The 18,596-nt window shown below is 63.7% G+C and carries 22 protein-coding genes; 12 read left to right on the top strand and 10 right to left on the bottom strand.

Going from position 1 to position 18,596, the window contains the following annotated elements:
* Positions 1-1,270 (top strand): adenylate/guanylate cyclase domain-containing protein (locus tag VFB18_RS14015; protein WP_324976543.1); only part of this gene is annotated, 1,270 nt, incomplete at its 5' end.
* Positions 1,271-1,310: 40 nt separating this feature from the next.
* On the opposite strand, the gene VFB18_RS14010 is transcribed toward VFB18_RS14015, so the two are convergent.
* Together VFB18_RS14010 and VFB18_RS14005 are read right to left on the bottom strand one after the other, a co-directional pair.
* Positions 1,311-2,198 carry a DUF6456 domain-containing protein gene (locus VFB18_RS14010; RefSeq protein ID WP_324976540.1) on the bottom strand — a complete coding sequence of 296 codons (888 nt, stop codon included), beginning with the start codon at positions 2,196-2,198 and terminating at the stop codon, positions 1,311-1,313.
* The gene (locus VFB18_RS14005; protein WP_324976537.1) at positions 2,195-2,629 is read right to left on the bottom strand and encodes a helix-turn-helix domain-containing protein; all 435 of its coding nucleotides are present in this window, start codon (positions 2,627-2,629) and stop codon (positions 2,195-2,197) included. Before VFB18_RS14005 ends, VFB18_RS14010 begins: the two co-directional genes overlap by 4 nt.
* A 176-nt stretch (positions 2,630-2,805) precedes the next feature.
* Between VFB18_RS14005 and VFB18_RS14000 the strand changes: the two genes are divergently transcribed.
* The gene (locus VFB18_RS14000; protein ID WP_324976534.1) at positions 2,806-3,198 is read left to right on the top strand and encodes a DUF6477 family protein; all 393 of its coding nucleotides are present in this window, start codon (positions 2,806-2,808) and stop codon (positions 3,196-3,198) included.
* Here the strand turns inward: VFB18_RS14000 and VFB18_RS13995 are convergent.
* Positions 3,195-3,602, bottom strand: a complete 408-nt coding sequence (locus VFB18_RS13995) for a MucR family transcriptional regulator (RefSeq protein WP_324976530.1) — start codon at positions 3,600-3,602, stop codon at positions 3,195-3,197. The two genes, VFB18_RS14000 and VFB18_RS13995, sit on opposite strands and share 4 nt — an antisense overlap.
* 488 nt (positions 3,603-4,090) lie before the next feature.
* Between VFB18_RS13995 and msrB the strand changes: the two genes are divergently transcribed.
* From msrB to VFB18_RS13970, 5 genes are all read left to right on the top strand, one after another.
* Positions 4,091-4,546, top strand: a complete 456-nt coding sequence (gene msrB / locus VFB18_RS13990; protein WP_324976551.1) for a peptide-methionine (R)-S-oxide reductase MsrB — start codon at positions 4,091-4,093, stop codon at positions 4,544-4,546.
* Positions 4,547-4,556: 10 nt separating this feature from the next.
* A complete protein-coding gene (locus tag VFB18_RS13985; protein ID WP_324976528.1) occupies positions 4,557-6,665 on the top strand; it encodes a S9 family peptidase in 2,109 nt (702 codons plus the stop codon).
* Positions 6,666-6,698: 33 nt separating this feature from the next.
* Entirely contained in the window at positions 6,699-7,253 is a 555-nt protein-coding gene (locus VFB18_RS13980; RefSeq protein WP_324976525.1) for an isochorismatase family protein, read from the top strand.
* Between the two features lie 224 nt (positions 7,254-7,477).
* Positions 7,478-8,203, top strand: a complete 726-nt coding sequence (locus VFB18_RS13975) for a peroxiredoxin-like family protein (protein WP_324976522.1) — start codon at positions 7,478-7,480, stop codon at positions 8,201-8,203.
* Between the two features lie 137 nt (positions 8,204-8,340).
* A complete protein-coding gene (locus tag VFB18_RS13970; protein WP_324976519.1) occupies positions 8,341-9,048 on the top strand; it encodes a peroxiredoxin-like family protein in 708 nt (235 codons plus the stop codon).
* Between the two features lie 14 nt (positions 9,049-9,062).
* On the opposite strand, the gene VFB18_RS13965 is transcribed toward VFB18_RS13970, so the two are convergent.
* Positions 9,063-9,950, bottom strand: coding sequence for a LysR family transcriptional regulator (locus VFB18_RS13965; protein WP_324976516.1), 888 nt, complete (start codon positions 9,948-9,950; stop codon positions 9,063-9,065).
* Between the two features lie 432 nt (positions 9,951-10,382).
* On the opposite strand from VFB18_RS13965, the gene VFB18_RS13960 reads away from it, so the two are divergent.
* The 3 genes from VFB18_RS13960 to VFB18_RS13950 are packed head-to-tail and all read left to right on the top strand — an operon-like array spanning position 10,383 to position 12,704.
* Positions 10,383-11,207, top strand: coding sequence for a 3-hydroxybutyrate dehydrogenase (locus VFB18_RS13960; RefSeq protein WP_324976513.1), 825 nt, complete (start codon positions 10,383-10,385; stop codon positions 11,205-11,207).
* Between the two features lie 17 nt (positions 11,208-11,224).
* Entirely contained in the window at positions 11,225-12,448 is a 1,224-nt protein-coding gene (locus VFB18_RS13955) for a patatin-like phospholipase family protein (protein ID WP_324976511.1), read from the top strand.
* Positions 12,449-12,464: 16 nt separating this feature from the next.
* Positions 12,465-12,704, top strand: coding sequence for a hypothetical protein (locus VFB18_RS13950; RefSeq protein ID WP_324976509.1), 240 nt, complete (start codon positions 12,465-12,467; stop codon positions 12,702-12,704).
* On the opposite strand, the gene VFB18_RS13945 is transcribed toward VFB18_RS13950, so the two are convergent.
* The 3 genes from VFB18_RS13945 to VFB18_RS13935 all read right to left on the bottom strand — a co-directional run bounded on the left by VFB18_RS13945 (position 12,701) and on the right by VFB18_RS13935 (position 15,408).
* On the bottom strand, positions 12,701-12,832 hold the full coding sequence (locus VFB18_RS13945) for a hypothetical protein (RefSeq protein WP_324976506.1): 132 nt from the start codon (positions 12,830-12,832) through the stop codon (positions 12,701-12,703). The genes VFB18_RS13950 and VFB18_RS13945 overlap by 4 nt on opposite strands.
* Before the next feature lie 791 nt (positions 12,833-13,623).
* Positions 13,624-14,850 (bottom strand): MFS transporter, encoded by a 1,227-nt coding sequence (locus VFB18_RS13940; RefSeq protein ID WP_324976503.1) that lies wholly within the window; start codon positions 14,848-14,850, stop codon positions 13,624-13,626.
* Positions 14,851-14,919: 69 nt separating this feature from the next.
* Positions 14,920-15,408, bottom strand: coding sequence for a cupin domain-containing protein (locus VFB18_RS13935; protein WP_324976500.1), 489 nt, complete (start codon positions 15,406-15,408; stop codon positions 14,920-14,922).
* 308 nt (positions 15,409-15,716) lie between these two features.
* Here VFB18_RS13935 and VFB18_RS13930 point away from each other — a divergent pair, with 308 nt between their 5' ends.
* Entirely contained in the window at positions 15,717-15,929 is a 213-nt protein-coding gene (locus tag VFB18_RS13930; protein WP_324976497.1) for a hypothetical protein, read from the top strand.
* Positions 15,930-16,003: 74 nt separating this feature from the next.
* On the opposite strand, the gene VFB18_RS13925 is transcribed toward VFB18_RS13930, so the two are convergent.
* The 3 genes from VFB18_RS13925 to VFB18_RS13915 all read right to left on the bottom strand — a co-directional run bounded on the left by VFB18_RS13925 (position 16,004) and on the right by VFB18_RS13915 (position 17,496).
* A complete protein-coding gene (locus tag VFB18_RS13925) occupies positions 16,004-16,543 on the bottom strand; it encodes a hypothetical protein (protein WP_324976494.1) in 540 nt (179 codons plus the stop codon).
* A 7-nt stretch (positions 16,544-16,550) separates the two neighbouring features.
* Positions 16,551-16,973: a nuclear transport factor 2 family protein gene (locus tag VFB18_RS13920; protein WP_324976491.1), complete on the bottom strand. Its 423-nt coding sequence runs from the start codon at positions 16,971-16,973 to the stop codon at positions 16,551-16,553.
* 91 nt (positions 16,974-17,064) lie between these two features.
* Positions 17,065-17,496: a nuclear transport factor 2 family protein gene (locus VFB18_RS13915; protein ID WP_324976489.1), complete on the bottom strand. Its 432-nt coding sequence runs from the start codon at positions 17,494-17,496 to the stop codon at positions 17,065-17,067.
* Positions 17,497-17,631: 135 nt separating this feature from the next.
* Between VFB18_RS13915 and ligD the strand changes: the two genes are divergently transcribed.
* Complete coding sequence (gene ligD, locus VFB18_RS13910; protein WP_324976485.1) at positions 17,632-18,573, top strand: non-homologous end-joining DNA ligase; 942 nt, start codon at positions 17,632-17,634, stop codon at positions 18,571-18,573.
* The last annotated feature ends 23 nt before the right edge of the window (positions 18,574-18,596 follow it).

Genomic DNA, 18,596 nt, shown 5'->3' with positions numbered 1-18,596 from the left:
CACGCCGCAGATCGAGTTCCTGCCCGAACAGACTGCGCGGTTTGTTCAAAAGCCGGTAACGCAAGAAGCATCCGCGAAAGTTCCGTCCGTTGCCGTGCTCGCTTTCGACGATCTCAGTACCGGAAAGAAACTGGGCTGGCTCGGTGATGGGGTGGCCGAAGACATCATTACGGTGCTCTCTCGGTTCCCGGACCTAACAGTGGTCGCGCGCACGTCCTCCTTCGCTTACAAGGGTAAGCCTGTCGACGTGCGACAGCTTGGAAGAGAACTCGGCGTCGACTACGTGCTCGAAGGCAGCGTTCGTAAGGACCGCGACAAACTTCGCATCGTCGCTCAGCTTATCGATACCAAGAACGGCGAGCATGTTTGGGCCGAACGCTTCGATAGGTCTGGCACCGACCCTTGGGAACTGCAGGACGAGGTGACCGGGATGATCGCGAGCGCCCTAACGGGGGAGAAGGGCGCACTGAGGCAAGCGCAATACCGGAGCACTTGGGGAAAGGATCAAACCACTCTCGAAGAGTATGACTACTACCTTCGTGGGCACGAACAGATCATGAAATACACGCCGCAGGGGATCGAGGCCTCGGGCGAGATTTGGCGAGAGGGGCTTACTAAGTTCCCTGGTTCGACCCTGCTCAGGGTCAAGCTCGGCTGGCACCACATGATCCGTGGCTACACCTTTGTCAGTGATTATCCTCCCGCCGATTTCCAAAAAGCAGGAGAACTCGTTCGACAGGTTCTTTCCAACCAACGCCTCGCTCCCCAGGTCGCCCGATTTGCAAATTGGCTCATGAGCTACGTGCTCGTTAAGGAGAGAGACTTTGATGGTGCCCTTGTCGCCGCCGAGAGAACAGTCGCTCTCGCACCTTACGACATGTTCGTGCTCTCGCGCTTGATGATGGTGCTTATTCAGGCTGGGAAAGTGGATGAGGCGCTGCAGTGGGCTGATACAGTCTCGGCATGCGATCCCAGATTGAGTTGGTCCTATAACTACGGCAGAGGCTGGGCGCATCTAGTTTCGGGACACTTCAGCAAAGCCGCACAGGCTCTGGAGCAAACTCAGTTCAACGATGCCCATTTGCTCTTGGCGATCGCCTGCTCGCACCTTGGCCGATCGGCCGATGCCCGCGCCGCGGTGGACAACATGATGCGGATCAATCCGGCGATCACCCTGCAAAAGTGGCGTCTTGGATATTCCTTTCGGGAGCCTGCGATCCTCGAGCGCTGCTCTCTCCACCTCATACGAGCGGGCTTGCGGGAGAGATAGAGGGCGAGGACGGACCGGGATCGGCGACAAAGCAGCGATGTTAGCTTTCGCAGCTGTCGCCGCCCGCGCTCCGCCACGCATCGAGCGTCGGGCGGTAATCGGCGCTGCCCCAGTGGCGCAGGCCGCGCCGGCCGCCGCGTGCCTCGGCGATCAGCCCGTAATGGCGCGCGAGCCGGGTTAGAGCGATCTGGAGCACGACCTTACCCGCACGCTGCGGCCAGCCGTTTGCCGTCTCGGCCTCTTCGAGACCTTTGAGCTCGCAGCAGATATCGACGAGGATGCCGCCAAGCTCGGGGCCGACGGCGTCGAGCGCGCGCATCACGCGCTCCTTGGCGGCGATCACCTCGTCGCGCAAGGAGGCGGCCGACGGCGCGCCGCGGCGCAGGCGCGCGCGTGGTGCTAGCGCCGACCAGTTCGCGGTCACGCGCGGGCTCATCGCGGCGAACCAGTAATCGGCGCTAAGCCGCTCGCCCGCTTCGACCTGCTCGGCGCTGAGCAGCGGCCTGCCGTTGCGATCCTTGCGGCTCTTGAGCCAGCCGAGCGGGCTTTCCGCTTCGTTCAGCAGAAGCTCGCGGCGGGCGCCGCCGATCTCGCGCTCGGCGCGGACGCGGAGTTGATGCTGGGCGCGGAAGGCGTCGTCATGGCCTGCGCCCTGGCGGCGGAAAAAGGCGCGTCCTGTGTGCGACAGAACGAGCCGTCCGCGCTCCCATTCGAGCCAATCTTGCGCGAGGCATGCCGCGATAAGCTCGGCGCTCGGCGCTTGCTGCGGCGCCGCCGCTGCGAGGGTATCGCCCTCGGGCTGGGCGAGGACGTAGGCGCCCGCGCCGTCAGGGGCGAGAGCGGCGCCGCCGGCAAGCTCGGCGAGGAGGGCGAGGATCTCGCGCGCCCGCTCACCGCTGCTCGCCTTGTCTGCCTTCGCGCGCCTCATTGCCGGAGCCCGCAGCGGGAGCCGAACGCATCGATCAGCGAAGCGACCGCGCACTCGAGGTGTTCGATCAGCCGGTCGAGGCCGGGATCGTCGCGGGCATCCTCGATGAGCCGGCAGGCGTGCGCCACCGTGGTGCGGTCGCGCTGAAACAAGGTCCCGACCGCGGTGAGGCTTTGCCCGCACACGACGTGGGCGAGATACATGGCGACCTGGCGGGCGAAGGCGGCGCGGGGCGATGAGCGGGTGGGCGATCTCAAGTCGCCGATCTTCACGGCGAAGACGGCTGCGACCGCTGGGTCGATCGCCTGGCGGAGATCGGCTGGCGGGGCGTCCAGAATGTACCGCGCCGGGGCGTGCGTGGCCCTTCCGCGTTTCGTTGCAGCGTACGCCTGACGCGCCAGGCGCTGCTCGACCGTTCGAAGCTCAGCCATCGGCCTCTCTCCCTTGATAGGAATAAATACCTATCACACTCTAAATGGGAAGAGAGGGCCGGGGATAAGCGGGAGGAGAGCGGGGATAAAACACTGCAACGCGCGGCTATCCGCGCTCAAATCCCCGGTCGCCGGAGCGCGCGCATGATCGAGCCTCGAAGAACGGAGGCTCGAGCGTGAGCGAACAGCGCAGACGGACAGATCACGGGGGGACGGCGGATGCCGCCGAGCGGCGGCGAAGGCGGCTCGAGGCGCGGCGCATCTTCGCCTCCATGGCCGATGCGGGCGCGAGGGTCTACGAGCGCTCGCGCGACCTGCCGAGGCTCGTGGCGCTCTGGCCGCGCGAGCTGAAGGACGAGAGCGCCGAGGGGATCGGACGCGTGCTCGAAAAGCTCAGGCGCGCGCTTCGCGCCGAACGCAGGCGAGCGATGTCAGGCCATTGGAGCTACGACCTCAACCGGCATCTTGCGCTGTTGAGCGCCTACAAGGCCGAAGCCGCACGACTCGAGGCGGCCGCGCGCGATCGCGATCCGGCAAGACTCGCAGCTTGCGCGCGGTCAGGCCGCTAGCGCCGGCGCTGGCCGAGGCCCATGCGCTTGGCGAGGTCGGAGCGCGCCGCGGCGTAGTTCGGGGCGACCATGGGATAGTCGTGCGGAAGGCCCCACTTCTCGCGGTATTCTTCCGGCGAAAGGTCGTAATGCGTCCGCAAATGCCGCTTGAGTGATTTGAACTTCTTGCCGTCCTCGAGGCAGACGATGTATTCGGGGGTAACCGACTTCTTCACCGGGACGGCAGGCTTGAGCTCCTCTCTGGTGGGCAGACCCGAGGAGCCGGAGGCCTTGCTCAGGGCATCGAAGACATTATGGATGACCCCGGGAAGGTCAGTCGCCACGACCGTATTGTTGCTGACATAGGCGGAGACGATCTCGGCGGTAAGTTCTACCAGCTCGTTTTTCTCCAGATTCGCTTCCATGAATGGCTCCTTAATCCTGCTTGATCCCCGGTCCTAGTAAGCTTGCACATAAACCACTCTGTGCATCCATATTTCCGGGCCCACCATACTGTTGAGTCATCAGATTACGCCGATTTTGTGACGTGAGCCCATAATGATTCTCAACTAGAGAATGTATGGGGTGTCGCAGGGGCGAACTGATTTGCTCTCTATAGCACCTTCTCTCAAGGCCGCAACTCACTTCATCTAGCGAAAACTCGGCTCCTACCAAATATGATAAACGAAGCCGGAGCGTTTGCTTACCCAAGCACCTTCGCGCTGCTGCTGAGGTCGATCAGCGGCCGCTTCTGATCTTGGTCTTCCCCGAACGCGCTCAATCTGAGATTGAGCTTGCGCACTTATTCCGGGAATCAAGCCTCCGTGAGCAGTCGAGAGGGTCTTCGGAAGGTCCCCCGGAGCACCTATATTGCGGACACACAATGCAAACGGAGCCAGGGTTGTTCCCCAACATGAGCAAGGCCGAGAACATCGAAGCGGGCGGCAAGGATAAGATGCCGAAATCTGAGGCGGAGTGGCGGGAGAAGCTTTCGCCCGAGCAATACTACGTAACGCGGAAGCACGGCACGGAGCGGGCTTTCAGCCATCCCTACTATCAGGAGAAGCGGGAGGGGATGTATCGCTGCGTCTGCTGCGGCGAGCCCTTGTTCAGCTCAAACACGAAATACGATTCAGGCACAGGGTGGCCGAGCTTCTATGCCCCGGCAAACCAGGAGGCGGTGAGCGAGCACGACGACCGCTCGTTGTTCATGCGCCGCACCGAGGTGCGCTGCGCCAAGTGCGAGGCGCATCTTGGCCACGTCTTTCCCGACGGCCCGCAGCCGACCGGCGCGCGCTATTGCATCAACGGCACGGCTCTGGCATTCGAACCGGCCGGCGAAGGCGCCAAGACCAAGACCAAGGCCTAGAAGAGAAGTCATGTCCGTCGGTCCCACCCGAGCGGTGAAGCCCGGGCGGCGGGGTCCCCTTGCCCGCCGCATCCCTTCCGTGTCGCTGCACCACGGCATCAGGCGGGTTGACGACTACGCTTGGCTGAGGGCCTCGAACTGGCAAGCGGTGATGCGCGATCCCGCGCTGCTCGATCCCGCAATCCGGGCCCATCTCGAAGAGGAAAACGCCCATACCGCGGCGGTGATGGCCGACACCGACGCGCTGCAGGAGCGCCTGTTCACCGAGATGAAGGGGCGCATCAAGGAAGACGACGCCACGGTGCCCGCGCCGGACGGTCGGTTTGCCTATTACACGCGCTACGTGACGGGCGGTCAGCATCCGCTGTTCTGCCGCGTGCCGCGGGCGGGCGGCGAGGAGCAGGTGCTGATCGACGGCAACGCGCTCGCCAAGCCGCACTCCTACTTCCGCATTGCGGGCGTTGCGCACAGCCCGGACCACAGCCTGATCGCCTATGCGGTCGATACCAAGGGCTCCGAGTTCTATGCGGTGAACGTTATCGAGGCGGCGACCGGGAAGCTCATCGATCAGCGCATTACCGACAACAACGGCTCGCTCGAATGGGCCGGCGACGGCAAGAGCCTGCTCTATATCTTCGTCGACGACGAACATCGCCCGCGCAAGCTATTCAGCCACCAGGTCGGAGGCGAGGGCGCGGATGTGCTGATCCACGAGCAGAACGACCCCGGCTTTTTCCTCGGTATCAGCGCCACGCAGGACCGGCGCTACCTCTTGCTCAGCGTGCACGACCACGAGACGGCCGAGATCAGCCTGATCGATGCCGCCGATCCTGCGGCGCCCCCGCGGCTCATTGCAGCGCGCGAGAAGGAGCACGACTATTCGGTCGATCACCACGAGGGGCGTCTCATCATCCTCACCAACTCGGGCGGCGCCGAGGACTACCGCATCGTCGAAGCGCCGGCCGGGGCCCCCGGCCGGGAGAACTGGTGCGAGATCGAGCCGCACCGGCCCGGCCGTCTCATTCTCGACGTGGTGGCCTACAAGGATTTCCTCGTCAGGCTCGAGCGCGAAGACGGGCTGCCGCGCATCGTCGTGCGGCGCTTCGCCGACGGCGAGGAGCACGCAATCGCCTTCGACGAGGAGGCCTATTCGCTCGGGCTCTCGGCCGGCTACGAGTACGACACCAAGACCTTGCGCTTCACCTATTCGTCGATGACGACGCCGGCGCAGGTGTTCGACTACGACATGGAGGCGCGCAGCCGCGTCCTGCGCAAGACGCAGGAGGTCCCGAGCGGGCACGATCCGTCGCTCTATGTCACGCGCCGCGTCATGGCGCCCGCCAAGGACGGCGAGACCGTACCGGTCTCTCTCCTCTATCGCAAGGAGACCAAGCTCGACGGCTCGGCGCCGCTTCTCCTCTACGGCTACGGCGCCTATGGCATGTCGATCCCGGCCGGCTTCTCGACCAATGCGCTCAGCCTCGTCGATCGCGGCTTCGTCTACGGCATTGCCCATGTGCGAGGCGGCAAGGACAAAGGCTATCGCTGGTACAAGGGCGGCAAGCGCGAGAAGAAGGTCAATACGTTCACCGACTTCATTGCCGCCGCGGAGTATCTTGCCGCGCAGGGCTTCACCGCGCGCGGGCGTATCGTGGCGCACGGCGGAAGCGCGGGCGGCATGCTCATGGGCGCGGTCGCCAACATGGCGCCCGATCTCTTTCTCGGCATCGTTGCCGAGGTGCCGTTCGTCGATGTGCTGACCACGATGCTCGACGCGAGCCTGCCGCTCACCCCGCCCGAGTGGCCGGAATGGGGCAATCCGATCGAGAGCGAGGCCGACTACCGCACCATCGCCGCCTATTCGCCCTACGACAACGTGCGCGCCGTGGCCCATCCGCATATCCTCGCGCTCGCCGGTTTGACCGACCCGCGCGTGACCTATTGGGAGCCGGCGAAATGGATGGCCAAGCTGCGCGAGCTCGATGCCGGCGAGTCGCTTCTCCTGTTTCGCACCAACATGGAGGCGGGGCACGCCGGCGCGTCAGGGCGCTTCGAACGGCTAAAAGAGGTGGCGCTCGCCTACGCCTTCGCGCTCAAAATCGCCGGCCTCGCTCACTAGGCGATTAGGCCAAGCTATGTAACATTCTCCTCCATGCTGCTCGATCGCGACAAATCCCAGCTTCTCATCATCGACGTGCAAGACAAGCTCCTCGGCGCGATTGCCGGCAAGGACCGCGTGGTCGATCGCTGCATCAGGCTGGTGCGCGCGGCGCGGGCGCTCGAGGTGCCGATCACCGTGTCCGAGCAATATCCACAAGGGCTTGGTCCGACCGTCGATCCCATCCGCGATGCGCTCGCCAATGCCGCCTTCGTTGCCGACAAGGTCGAGTTCTCCTGCCTGAAGAACGACCTCCTGCGCGAGCGCCTGCATCGGCTCCGCCGCGAGGGAAGGCCGCAAGTGGTGGTGGCCGGCATCGAGACTCATGTCTGCGTGCTGCAGACGGCGATCGATCTCGAGGACCAGGGCTTCGAGGCCTTCATCGTGGCCGATGCCGTGGGCTCGCGCGCGAAGACGAGCCGCAAGCTTGCACTCACGCGGCTTGGCAAAGGCGGCGCGGACGTGGTCGACAGCGAGATGGTCATGTTCGAGTGGCTGGAACGCGCCGGCACGCCCGCCTTCAAGGAGCTCCAGGCGCTGATCAAGTAGCGCTCATGGAGCTGCGAAGCCTTGCGGGACGCGAGGCGGATTGGCCGTCTCGTCACGCCAATTGGTGCGAATAATCAAACAAAACAGCGGCTTCGGTTGAAATGCCGATCAATGATGAACACCATAGACGGGCGCTATTGGACTAGGCGCGGGGCGGCAGGCGATAAGGAAGGCACAAGACGTGCGCTCGGACGCAAATCCATGGGCCGATGGGGAGGGGGCCGATGAATGAACTTCCGGCCTTCGCCACTCTCGACGAGGCTTTTCTCTACTGCCGCGACATGGATGCATCCCTCAACGAAAGACTTGAGGCTTTTAGCGCCGCCACGCGCTATCTGATCCCCGGTTACCAGGAGGCGGTCGATCGCATGGTCAACCGTCTGAAGGCTTTTGACGCGGGCGAAGCCGCTCCGAAGCCCGGCGAGAGGATGCCGCCTTTCGCCATGCCGGACGAGGAGGGACGTCTCGTCACGCTCGACGAGCTCCTTAGCGAAGGGCCGTTGGCAATGACCTTCAATCGCGGTCATTGGTGTCCCTATTGCCGCATCAACACGCGGGCGCTCGCCGAAGTGGAGCACAGGGTCTCCGCCGACGGCGCGCATCTCGCCGCGATCATGCCCGACCGGCAGCGCTTCGCCGCCGCTTTCAAGGCGGAAGGAGAGGTTCACTATCCGGTCCTGACCGACATCGACAACGGTTATGCGCTGTCGCTGAACCTCGCCGTGTGGGTCGGCGAGGAGATGCAGCGCATCCTCGAGTCGGGCGGCCGCAATCTCCCCGAATATCAAGGCAACCAGGCGTGGGTCTTGCCGATCCCCGCGACCTTCGTGATCTCCCGCGCCGGGGTCATCACGGCCCGCTTCATCGATCCGGACTACCGCAACCGCATGACAATCGAAGAATTGCTCGCGGCGCTGAAGGCCGCGTTTTCCACCGGTAATCAAGGCTGAGGGCGTCGGCTGCGGTCGAATGGCGGCTATTCATCGGAACAAGCGGATGGTATGAGAAATTGTCGGGTAAGATTGAAGAATTCGGAATTTCCACCGGATCGGGCCGCCACCTTTCAGGCCCGCCGGGGAGCCAGGGGATGGCAACAACACCGCTCGCAGAACTGCTCGATGAAGCCTACGTCCAATGTCGCGACATGGACGCCTCGCTGGCCGAGCGGCTGCAGGCGTTTGCCGACGCGGTCAGGGGATTCGGCCCGCATTTCCAGGACGCCGTCGATCGCCTGGTGGCGCGGCTGAAGAACTTCGACGTCGGCGAGAAGGCTCCCAAGCCCGGCGAAGCGATGCCGCCTTTCGTGCTTCCGGACGAGAAGGGGCAGCTCGTGAGCCTGGAAGAGCTCCTGAAGAGCGGACCGGTCGCCGTCACGTTTCATCGCGGCCAGTGGTGCCCCTATTGCCGCATCAATACCCGTGCGCTTGCGCAGGCCCACGGCCAGATCGCGGCGGAAGGGGGCCAGATCGCCGCCATCATGCCTGATCGCGAGCATTTCGCCGCCGAGCTCAAGGCCGAAACAGGGGCGCCGTTCCCCATCCTCACCGATTTCGACAACGGCTACGCATTGTCCCTTAATCTCGCTTTCTGGGTCGGGGCCGAGATGCAAGACATGATGTGCCGCGCCGGATGGGATGTGTCCCGCTCGCAAGGGAGCGAAACCTGGCTTTTGCCGGTGCCGGCCACCTTCGTGGTCAATCGCGAGGGCATCGTCACGGCGCGCTTCGTCGATCCCGACTACCGCAAGCGCATGGCCATCGAGGATTTGCTCGCGGCGCTCAGGGACGCGCAGTAACCCCTCCGGGGCCGCTAGGCGCCGTAGCGCGACCAATCATAGGCGCGCAGCATCTTCATCATGGCCGAAGCCACCGCCGTGCGCTGCCGTCCGGCCACGCCATAGAGATAAACGGTGCGCTTGAGATCGATGCCGGTGACGGCGATGCGCATCAGCGTCGCCGGGCTCTGCGTGCTGCGCGGGACGAGCGCCACGCCGAGACCCGCTTCGAGCAATGAGATCAGATCGACGTCGGTGCTGACCTCGTGGAAGCGCGTCACGTCGAAGTCCCGCGCGCGCAACAGGTCAAGCAGCATGGGCGTCGTCTCGCAATAGGTGCGGACCATCAGCCGCTCCGGGCGGAGGTCGTCGAGCGCCACGCTCATCTGACTGACAAAACTATGCATGGCGTTCACGAAAAGCTGGAAGTCCTCGGTGAACAGCGCCCAGCTGTCGAGGCGCTCCCAATCGTCCTCGACCTTGGCGGCGATCGCAAGCTCAACCTCGCCCTTCTTGAGATGCTCGATCGCCTGACTGCCCGAACCGCGCAAGAGCTTCACGTCGAGACCGTCGAAGTGCTTGCCGAGCTCGACCACATGGGGGGTAACGAGGGAGGGATCGATGGCGTTGGAGACCGCAAGCCTAAGCGTCCCGACTTCGCCCTTCTTTATGGCCGAGGCGAGCGAGCGGGCGCTGAGTGCGCTCTCGTAGCATTGCTTGAGCAGGGGCAGCATGCGCTGGCCAAGCTCGGTCAGCTGGGCCTGTGGGCGCTCGCGGCGGAACAGATCGCCGCCGAGCTCGCCCTCGAGCTGACGGATGGCGCGGGTCAGCGAAGGCTGCGCGACGTGGCACTCCTCGGCTGCACGCGTGAAGTTGAACGTGCGCGCGACCGCGAGGAAGTAGCGGACCTGATGCATTTCCATGGGAGATGCGCTCCGCCGCCTACTGCGTTGTTGCCGCTTGCAAAATGGTAGAAGAAGGTCGCCGCGCTGTCGAAGTCCGAGCCAACTGAGCCAAATGGGAAGTGGCCTCGCCGATCACGCCGCGCATGGTCATTTGGCCTGGGACTATTTGGTTCACGCCTCTATGTCTTGAGTTCTACGATTGATTGCGGTTTGGCGTCGAGATCATTTGGCGGCCCCAACTCGCCTTTTCCGCAACTTCGGGTGCTAAGGAGGCGCTGAAAAACGCCCGTCCAGCCCCGGATCTTGGGTGCTTTCGGCGATAGCGCACCCCTATCGACTCCTTAGCCAATGGGCATTTCCCGCGGGCGGGATCGCGCGGGCATGATCACGCTCGAAGAAGGCGTCCCTGCGAGGTAAGGTACCCGCAACCGAGAGGAGAGGTGTCCGGCCATGACAATCGCCATGACTGAGCGGGCTATTGCCGCTGCCAAACCGCTCAAAGACAAGGTTTCCGTCATCACCGGCTCGACCAGCGGCATTGGGCTTGGCATCGCCAGGGCGCTCGCGGCCGCCGGCTCGGCCGTCGTCCTCAACGGCTTCGGTGCGCCAGAGGAGATCAAGGCGACCCAAGCAAGCATCGGGGCCGAGTTCGGCGTTCCGGTCGCCTTCTCGGGCGCCGACATGACGAAGCCCGAGCAAATCGCCGAGATGGTGCAAACGGCCATCGACATGTTCGGGAGCCTCGACGTCCTCGTCAACAATGCGGGCATTCAGCACGTCGCCCCGCTGCAAGAGTTTCCCGTCGCCAAGTGGGACGCGATCATCGCCATCGATCTGAGCTCGGCGTTTCACACCACGCGGCTCGCCCTCCCTTCGATGATCGCCAAGAAGTGGGGCCGCATCATCAATATCGCCTCGGCGCACGGCCTCGTCGGCTCGCCGTTCAAGGCGGCCTATGTCGCGGCCAAGCACGGCATGCTCGGGCTCACCAAGGTCACGGCGCTCGAGACAGCCGAGATGGGCATTACCTGCAACGCAATCTGCCCCGGCTATGTCTACACGCCGCTGGTCGAGGCGCAGATTGACGGCCAAGCCAAGGCGCACGGCATCCCGCGCGAGAAGGTGATCCGCGATGTGCTGCTCGCGCAGCAGCCGAACAAGCGCTTCGCCACGACCGATGAGCTTGGCGCGATCGCCGTCTTCCTCGCCACAGACGCCGCTTCATCCATCACCGGGGCCGCGCTTCCCGTCGATGGCGGTTGGACCGCTCATTAACCCGCAAGGATTTCGCCATGGCGCAGAAGCCGAGAAATCTCACGCCGCTGCAAGCGGTCAACGAAATCCGCAACGCCGACAACGGTCAGGTCGCGCTCGTGCTGCAGGGCGGCGGCGCGCTCGGGGCCTATCAATGCGGCGTTTATCAGGCGCTGCACGAGGCGGGCGTCGAGCCGGATTGGATCATCGGCACCTCAATCGGCGCCATCAACGCGGCCATCATCGCCGGAAATCGCGTCGAGGACCGGCTTCCCACGCTGCAGAAATTCTGGTGGCGCGTGGAGAGCAGCGCTTTCTGGGGCGCGTTCCCAGCCTGGACGGGCGTTGCCGACGCGCTGTCGGCATGGACCACGCTGACGAGCGGCATCCCGGGATTCTTCGAGACCAATTTCCGCGCCTTCCTCGGCGCTCATGTGCCGCTGGGCGCAGATCATGCCGGCTACTACTCGACCGAGCCGCTCCGCCGCACGCTGGAAGAACTCGTCGATTTTTCCCTGATCAACAAGGGCCATCCCAGGCTCACCGTCGGCGCCGCGCATGTGCGCTCGAGCATGATGCGCTATTTCGATTCGAAGGAGATGCAGATCGGGCCGGCGCATATCATGGCGTCCGGCGCGCTACCGCCGGCTTTCCCCGCTGTGCGCATCGACGGCGAGCTCTATTGGGACGGCGGCATTCTCTCCAACACGCCGACCGAGCGCATCTTCGACGATACACCTCGACGCAACTCGCTGATCTTCGCCGTGCATCTGTGGCATCCCACCGGCGATGAGCCGGAGACGATCTGGCAGATCCTCAATCGTCAGAAGGACATCCAATATTCGAGCCGGATCGCGAGCCACATCGTGCGTCAGCGCGAGACGCACAAGCTCAGGCACGTCATCACCAATCTGCTCGAGTTCGTGCCGGAAGAGGAAAAGGACGATCCGCTCTACAAGGAGCTCGCCGGCTATCGCTGCGACACGCGCATGCATGTCGTGCGGCTGTTGAGCCCCAAGCTCGACAACGAGAATCACACCAAGGACATCGACTTCACCCCTGCCGGCATCAGCAGCCGCTGGGAGGCCGGAATTGCCGACACCAGGCGCGCTCTGGAGCGGCAAGCCTGGATCGGCGAATGGGGTTTGCTCGACGGCGTGATCCTGCACGAGCCGGAGCCTGGAGCGGAACCGGCGGCCGAAGTCGAGCCGGGCAAGCCCTGTCCGATCGATCAGGCGCGGCGAAAGCACGCAGCGGAATAAGGCGAGGGGGGCGGCCATGAACGTGTGCACGGGCATCTCGGCGATACACCTCCTCGCCGTGGCCTTCACCTTCCTGCTTGCCGTTCTCTCGCTCGACGCGTTCTGGGTGCGCGTGCCGAGGGAGCTGCACGAGGGCGACATCGCCGGCGCGCTCAGGAAGCAGCATTGGCTGAATGTCTTCGTGGCGACCGGCGCGGCCGGCGCCGCAATTCTCCTGCTCGTCTGGGTGAGTTCGTGCAGCGGCGGCGTGCTCTAGCCGGCCGCGCTCATCACAGCGAGCGCAATCGCAATCAGGCTTGCGCCGACGGTCAAAGCAGGGACGATCCAGCTCAGTCTCGGCAGCACGAACTTCTCGTTAGCCGACACGGTATCGAACGGCCACATCTCTCGTTCCTCTCGCCAGGAGGAGGGCGGCGGCGTATCGGGCCGCTCGCCCGCGATCTGATGAGCAAAAGCTGCAAGGGCCGGGTGAGTTCCGGGGCCCATGGCTTTTTTCACGTGCCGGTGCAAGCGAGCAACAGCCGGGAAGGTCCGGGAGAATCGACGGCGCCAATGGCCGGACCGAGCTTGAGACCGTCGCTCAAGATCGTGTCCGGCCATGACCGTTGATTGTGCCTCGACCGCGAAGCTGGCCAGAGATGTCGAGACCGCCGGTTCGCCCTATTTCAGGGGCGTGGTCGTAGGCGGAAGCTCTTCAGTATAGACCTGCTGGTGGTGGAAGCAGCCGCCCAACGCCAAGGACGCGGCGATGACGGCGAGAGCAACGATGGTGCGCATGACTAATCCCTCTACTTGGTACTGAACTCGATTGGGTACGCGGAACTGTCGTCCATCTCACTCCGATCCACTTAGAATTTGGTTAATGCCCGAGCCAAATTGGAACCGCGGGCAAAGAAAAGAAGCCCGGCCGGGGGATCGGGCTTCTCTTCATCTCGTTGACTTTGCAAAAGCTGGATTGTGCGGAGGGGGGAACTCCGCGATCCCCAAAGGGGGAGGGCGGCCTTGACCTAGGCGTCCGCAAATTCCGTTATCCAAGGCCACCCAGAAAAGAGCGAACAACCAACTCGGCTCTCTCCTGGTAGTGACCTTAGCGAGAGATCGAGCGCGAGACTTTGCGCTGGATCAACAAGCCGGCGGAAAAGCGCGCAAAGATCCCGCCGCCGTCGTGTCGGCCCTCAGCGCGTCGCCGGCGCCATCGGCGTCTTGAGGAACACGGCAAGCAGGGCGGCAACGAGGAGCGCGCCGCCGATGCCGGCAACGCAGGCGCTCCAGCCGAACATGTCGAAGATCGCGCCGAGCACGGCGCTGCCGATCAGGCCGCCGAAGAAGTAGCTTGCGAGATAGAGCCCGCTCGCCGAGCCGCGATCTGATGTCGCGGCGCGACTGACGAAGCCGGTGGCGCAGGCCTGGGCGAAGAAGGTGCCGACGCCCATCAGCACCATGCCCACGAGAACCGCCGGGAGGCTCGGCAGGACGAGGAGGGGCAGCCCGAGAGCGGCGACCAAAAGCGCGCCCCAGAAGGTCGGGCGGGTTCCGAACCGCTTCACGGCGCGGCCGGCGAGCGGCGTGGTGGCGATGGCGGGAAGGAACACGAAATAGACGAAGCCGAGCGTCATCGAGCCAACTCCCAGCGGCGGCTGCACCAGCACGAAATTCACATAGGTGAAAGTGCCGATGAAGGCGAACAGGATGCAAAAGCCGATGGCGAAGCTCGCGCGCAAGGACGGGCTGTTGAGGTGCATGATCCACGCCTCGAAATGCGAGTTCATGCCCCCGCCCATGTCCTTCATCGGCTGAGCCTTCTCGACGGTGAAATAGACGAGGACGGCGCCGAGGAGGTTGAGCGCGGCGAAGAAATAGAAATTGGCCGCGAGCCCGAAATGATCGGCGACGGCGGCGGAGATCAGCCGGCCGATCAGGTTGCTGGCGACGTTGCCGGTGATATAGGCGGCGAATGCGCTTGCCGAATCCCCGGCGCTGTAATGCTCGCCGAGATAGGCGAGGGTGAGGGTGAAAGCGGCAGCCATGCACAGCCCTTGCGCCACGCGCAAGAGCGTGAAGGTGGTGAGATCTGGCGCGTGCGCGAGCAGCGTGGTCGGAATGGCAAGCAGCACGAGGCTGAGCAGGATGCCCCTCCGGCGATCGATCGTCCGGCTGAAATAGCCGACGGCAAGACCGGACACCGCCATGCCCATGGTGCTGGAGTTCACGGCGAATCCCATCGCCGCCGGCGCGACGCCGTAGTGCTTGGTCAGTGAGGGGAGTATGGCCTGCGTGGCGAAGAGATCAACCACGGTCAAGAAGGCGGTAAGCGCGATGACGAGGAAGCGGAGGGCGGCGCCGGCAGAGCGCGGCGGTGTTGCGGCCTGCTGGTCCTCGATCGAGCGGGAAACCTCATTCATGGAGCGCTCCGCGAAAGACGATGTGACGCCCTTGGGGGGAGAGGGCGTCACATCAGGGGGGGAGGCGAATTACATGTTCTTGTCGTTCGGGTCCTTGAGCAGGTCGGCGGAAAGGAGCACGACGGTTTTGTCCCCGGTGTTCTTCCACCAGTGCGAGACCCCGCTTGTCTCCGCGACGACGTCGCCGGCCTTGTGCACGAGCGGCACGGCGCAGTTCGAGGCATATTCGTTGATCTCGCCCTCGACGATGTAGATGATGGCTGGCCGATCTTGGTGGCTATGCCACGGCACGATGCCGCCCGGCTCGATGGTGAGCTTGCGCATGCGGAACTTGCGGTCCTTGATGTTGGCCGGCTCCTTTTCGACGTCGATCATGGCGATCACGGTGTCGGTGACGCCGACCGGCTTGTAATCGACAGGCGCCGTGGCGTTGGGCTTCTGCTGATCGGCGGGGCATTCGCCGGCGAAGGCGGCGGTGGCCGCCAGGCTCGCGCCGAGCGCGAGGGCGGCGATGTTAAGACTGCGGCCTAGGCGGCCTTTGACCTTGCTGTGCGACATTCCGTTTCTCCTTTGGCTAATGCTCGGCCGAAGGAACGGCCGCGGCGATGGCAGCAAGATCGGCCTAAGCCGTCCGCAACGGAAATGCCGGTTGGCTTCTATCTCGATAGCCGAACGCTATCCCGTGAAAATCATGTAACGGCGCGAAGGCCGACAACGGGGAAACGACCGCGTAGGCGCGAAGCTTCGCCGACCATAGCAAGAAGGTATTGGGAAGCGGCTGAGCGCCTCGTTAGCCTGATCGCGTTTCAGGCCGGAGAACGCCCGGCGGAAACTTCGGGCTAACCACTCTTCCTAGGAGAACCCCCATGCGCAAATATCTGATCGCAGGTCTTCTGACGGCAGCCTTCGTCACCCCCGCTCTTGCCGAGGATTTCTACGTCGCCGTCGATCTGGCCAGCGGCCGCTGTGTGATGATGATGGGCGCCACGCCTGACGCCAAGTACTTCAAGACCATGGGCAAGTACGAAAGCATGAAGGCCGCCCACAAGGCGATGGCTTCGGCGCGCGAGTGCCAATAACGAATAGCCCAGCGACGCCTGTGCGTCGCAAGTGCTGAGCCAAGGGCGACCGCTTAGAGCAGCGGACGCCCTTGTCATTTCTTGTTCACGACGACCACCCAGCCGCCTCTGCCTTCGCAATCCCTGGTCTCGCGCATGAACACGAGCCGGGGCTTGCGTTTCTTGCCCTCGAGTTGCCAGCGCGACTCGGTGCGGCAGATCGGCGGACTCTCGCGGTCGACGAAGATCTCGCCGATCTCGTCGGTCTTGGGGTACCAGCGGATGTTGGAGATGGTGTCGGAGACGTCCTTGTTGCGTGGGGACTTGGGGAATTTCAAAAGCCAACCGTCCGCGCCGTCCTCGGCTTCCGAGAAAATCAGCGTCTCGATGAAGTTCTCGTTGTTGCTCGCGCATTTGATGGCGAAGATGTAGCCGCCGGCGAAGGCCTTGCGGTGGGCCGGGGTGTTCTCGTCGGCATCGCAGTCTTGCAACGCGAGCACGGCCTTCGGTGTCGGCGTCGCCGCGTCGAAATAGAAGTCTTCCTCGGCGTCTGCCGTTTCGAGCTCGCCGGAAAAAAGACTAAGGCCGAGCGCCACAAGCAACCAGCTTAGCTGAAAGCCATGGCGCCCCACCATCGCGCCCTCAGTCTGCGTTTTCGCTCATGAGGCTCGCCTTGAACGATTGAATGTAAGCAAGGTCGTAATATTCGGTGAGCCTGACCGGCCAGCCGTCTTCGAGCGTCCAGAACGAGCCCTTGGTCATTTCGAACAGTTTGCCCGAGGCGCGATGGCGATAACGAAACGGAATTTCGGCGGCAGCGCGGTTCCGCTCCGTTATCAGGCCGCTCGTATCAAACGTGAGGAACTCGAAATCGGCCATTACAGCGCGCCAGCGATCGATCACGGCCCTTTTCCCATGGCAAGAGCCGGCCGTCGGGCCGATGCTCGCCGGAACGTTTGTGATGTGGCTAAAGTCGTTGGGAAGGTAGCTTGCAAGCCAGTCGATATCCTGTGCGCGCCAGGCATCGTAAATATCCCCCAAAATCATTGCGGTTGTTTTTGGCATTGCCGTGCCCCCGATTGGTACAACGCTCCTCTTTGTAACACGAAGCTCAAAGGGGAAGGGGAATGGCGGCGCGCACCCTCGCGCCACCGTGCTATCGGCCGGGCGCGACGCCGGCCGCGCCGGCCAAGCTCGCGGTGAAGGCCCGGACGCGGCCGAGATCGTGATATTCGGTGAGCCTGACCGGCCAGCCGTCTTCGAAGGTCCAGAAATTGGCGATCACGGTTTCGAGGACGGCGCCGGTCCGGCGGTGGCGGTAGCGCAGCGGGATCTCCACGCCGGCGCGCTCCTTATGAATCATCAGATCGCTGGCGTCGAAGCTAAGGAAGTCGAACTCGGTCGCGATCAGGCCGAGGCGCTCGAGCGAGGGGCGCTTGCCGAAGGAGGTGCCGCCCAACGGATGGATATCGGCCGGGATGTGGATGATGTGGCAGAAGTCGTCGGGCAGATAACTCGCCAAGAGATCGAGGTCTTGGCGCCGCCATGCGTCGTAAATATCGGTGACGATGGCCTCGGTTTTGGTCATGATCTCCCTCGCCAGAACCGCCGCTTAATCTAACATGCGCGGCCAGAGCACAGGAGCCCCCGCACCCGTCCGTCCACTGACTTTTTGCCGCGACAGCTCTTGGTTGAGAATTTCGCGCACAACCAGAAGGTCATCATGAGCGAACCCGACCTGCGGCCCATGCTCGCCACGCTCACCGACAAGCCGTTCGACGATCCCGACTGGATCTTCGAGACGAAGTGGGACGGATTTCGCGCCATCGCCGTGGCGAAGCCGGGTCATGCGTCGCTCTATTCGCGCAACCTGATCGACATCTCGCGCAAATATCCGACCGTCTGCGAAGCGCTTTCCGCCATCAAGCAACAAGCGGTGCTCGACGGCGAGCTCGTGGCTCTCGACGCCGAGGGGCGGTCGCGCTTCCAGCTCCTGCAAAATGCGGGGCGCGAGGCGGTGCGGCTTCTCTATTGCGTGTTCGACCTGCTCTATCTCGGCGGCAAGGATCTGCGCGGCAAGCCGCTCATCGAGCGCAAGGCGCTGCTCGAAAAGGTTCTGCCCAAGAATCCGCTCTTGCACTACAGCGCCCATGTGGCCGGCGACGGCATCAAGGCCTTCAACAAGGCCAAGCGGGCGGGAGAGGAAGGGGTCATGGCCAAGCTTGCCTCAAGCCTCTACCACTCCGGCATGCGCACGCGCGACTGGCTCAAGGTCAAGGCGAGTCAGGAGCAGGAGGTGGTGATCGTAGGATTCACCGCGCCGCGCAAGAGCCGCAAATATTTCGGTGCCCTCGTGCTTGCGGTGCGCGAGGGCAATCGCTGGGAATATGCCGGGCGAGCTGGCACCGGCTTCGATGCCCAGACGCTGCGCGCGCTGCACGAAAAGCTCGTCCCGCTCGTTACCGACAAGAAGCCGATCGCCGAGAAGGTGCCCGACGAGGCGCATACGACATGGGTAAGACCGAAGCTCGTCGCCGAGGTCAAGTTCACCGAGTGGACGAAAGGCGGGGAGATGCGCCACCCCGTGTTCTTGGGGCTCAGGACCGACAAGAAGCCGGCCGACGTTATCCGCGAGCTGCCGAAGCACATCGAGCGGCGGAAATGAGCGCTTGACGCATGTCAAGGCAC

Source organism: Methyloceanibacter sp. (assembly GCF_035650995.1).
In the GTDB taxonomy this organism is placed as follows: domain Bacteria; phylum Pseudomonadota; class Alphaproteobacteria; order Rhizobiales; family Methyloligellaceae; genus Methyloceanibacter.
This window is presented reverse-complemented; position numbering and strand designations above follow the sequence as displayed.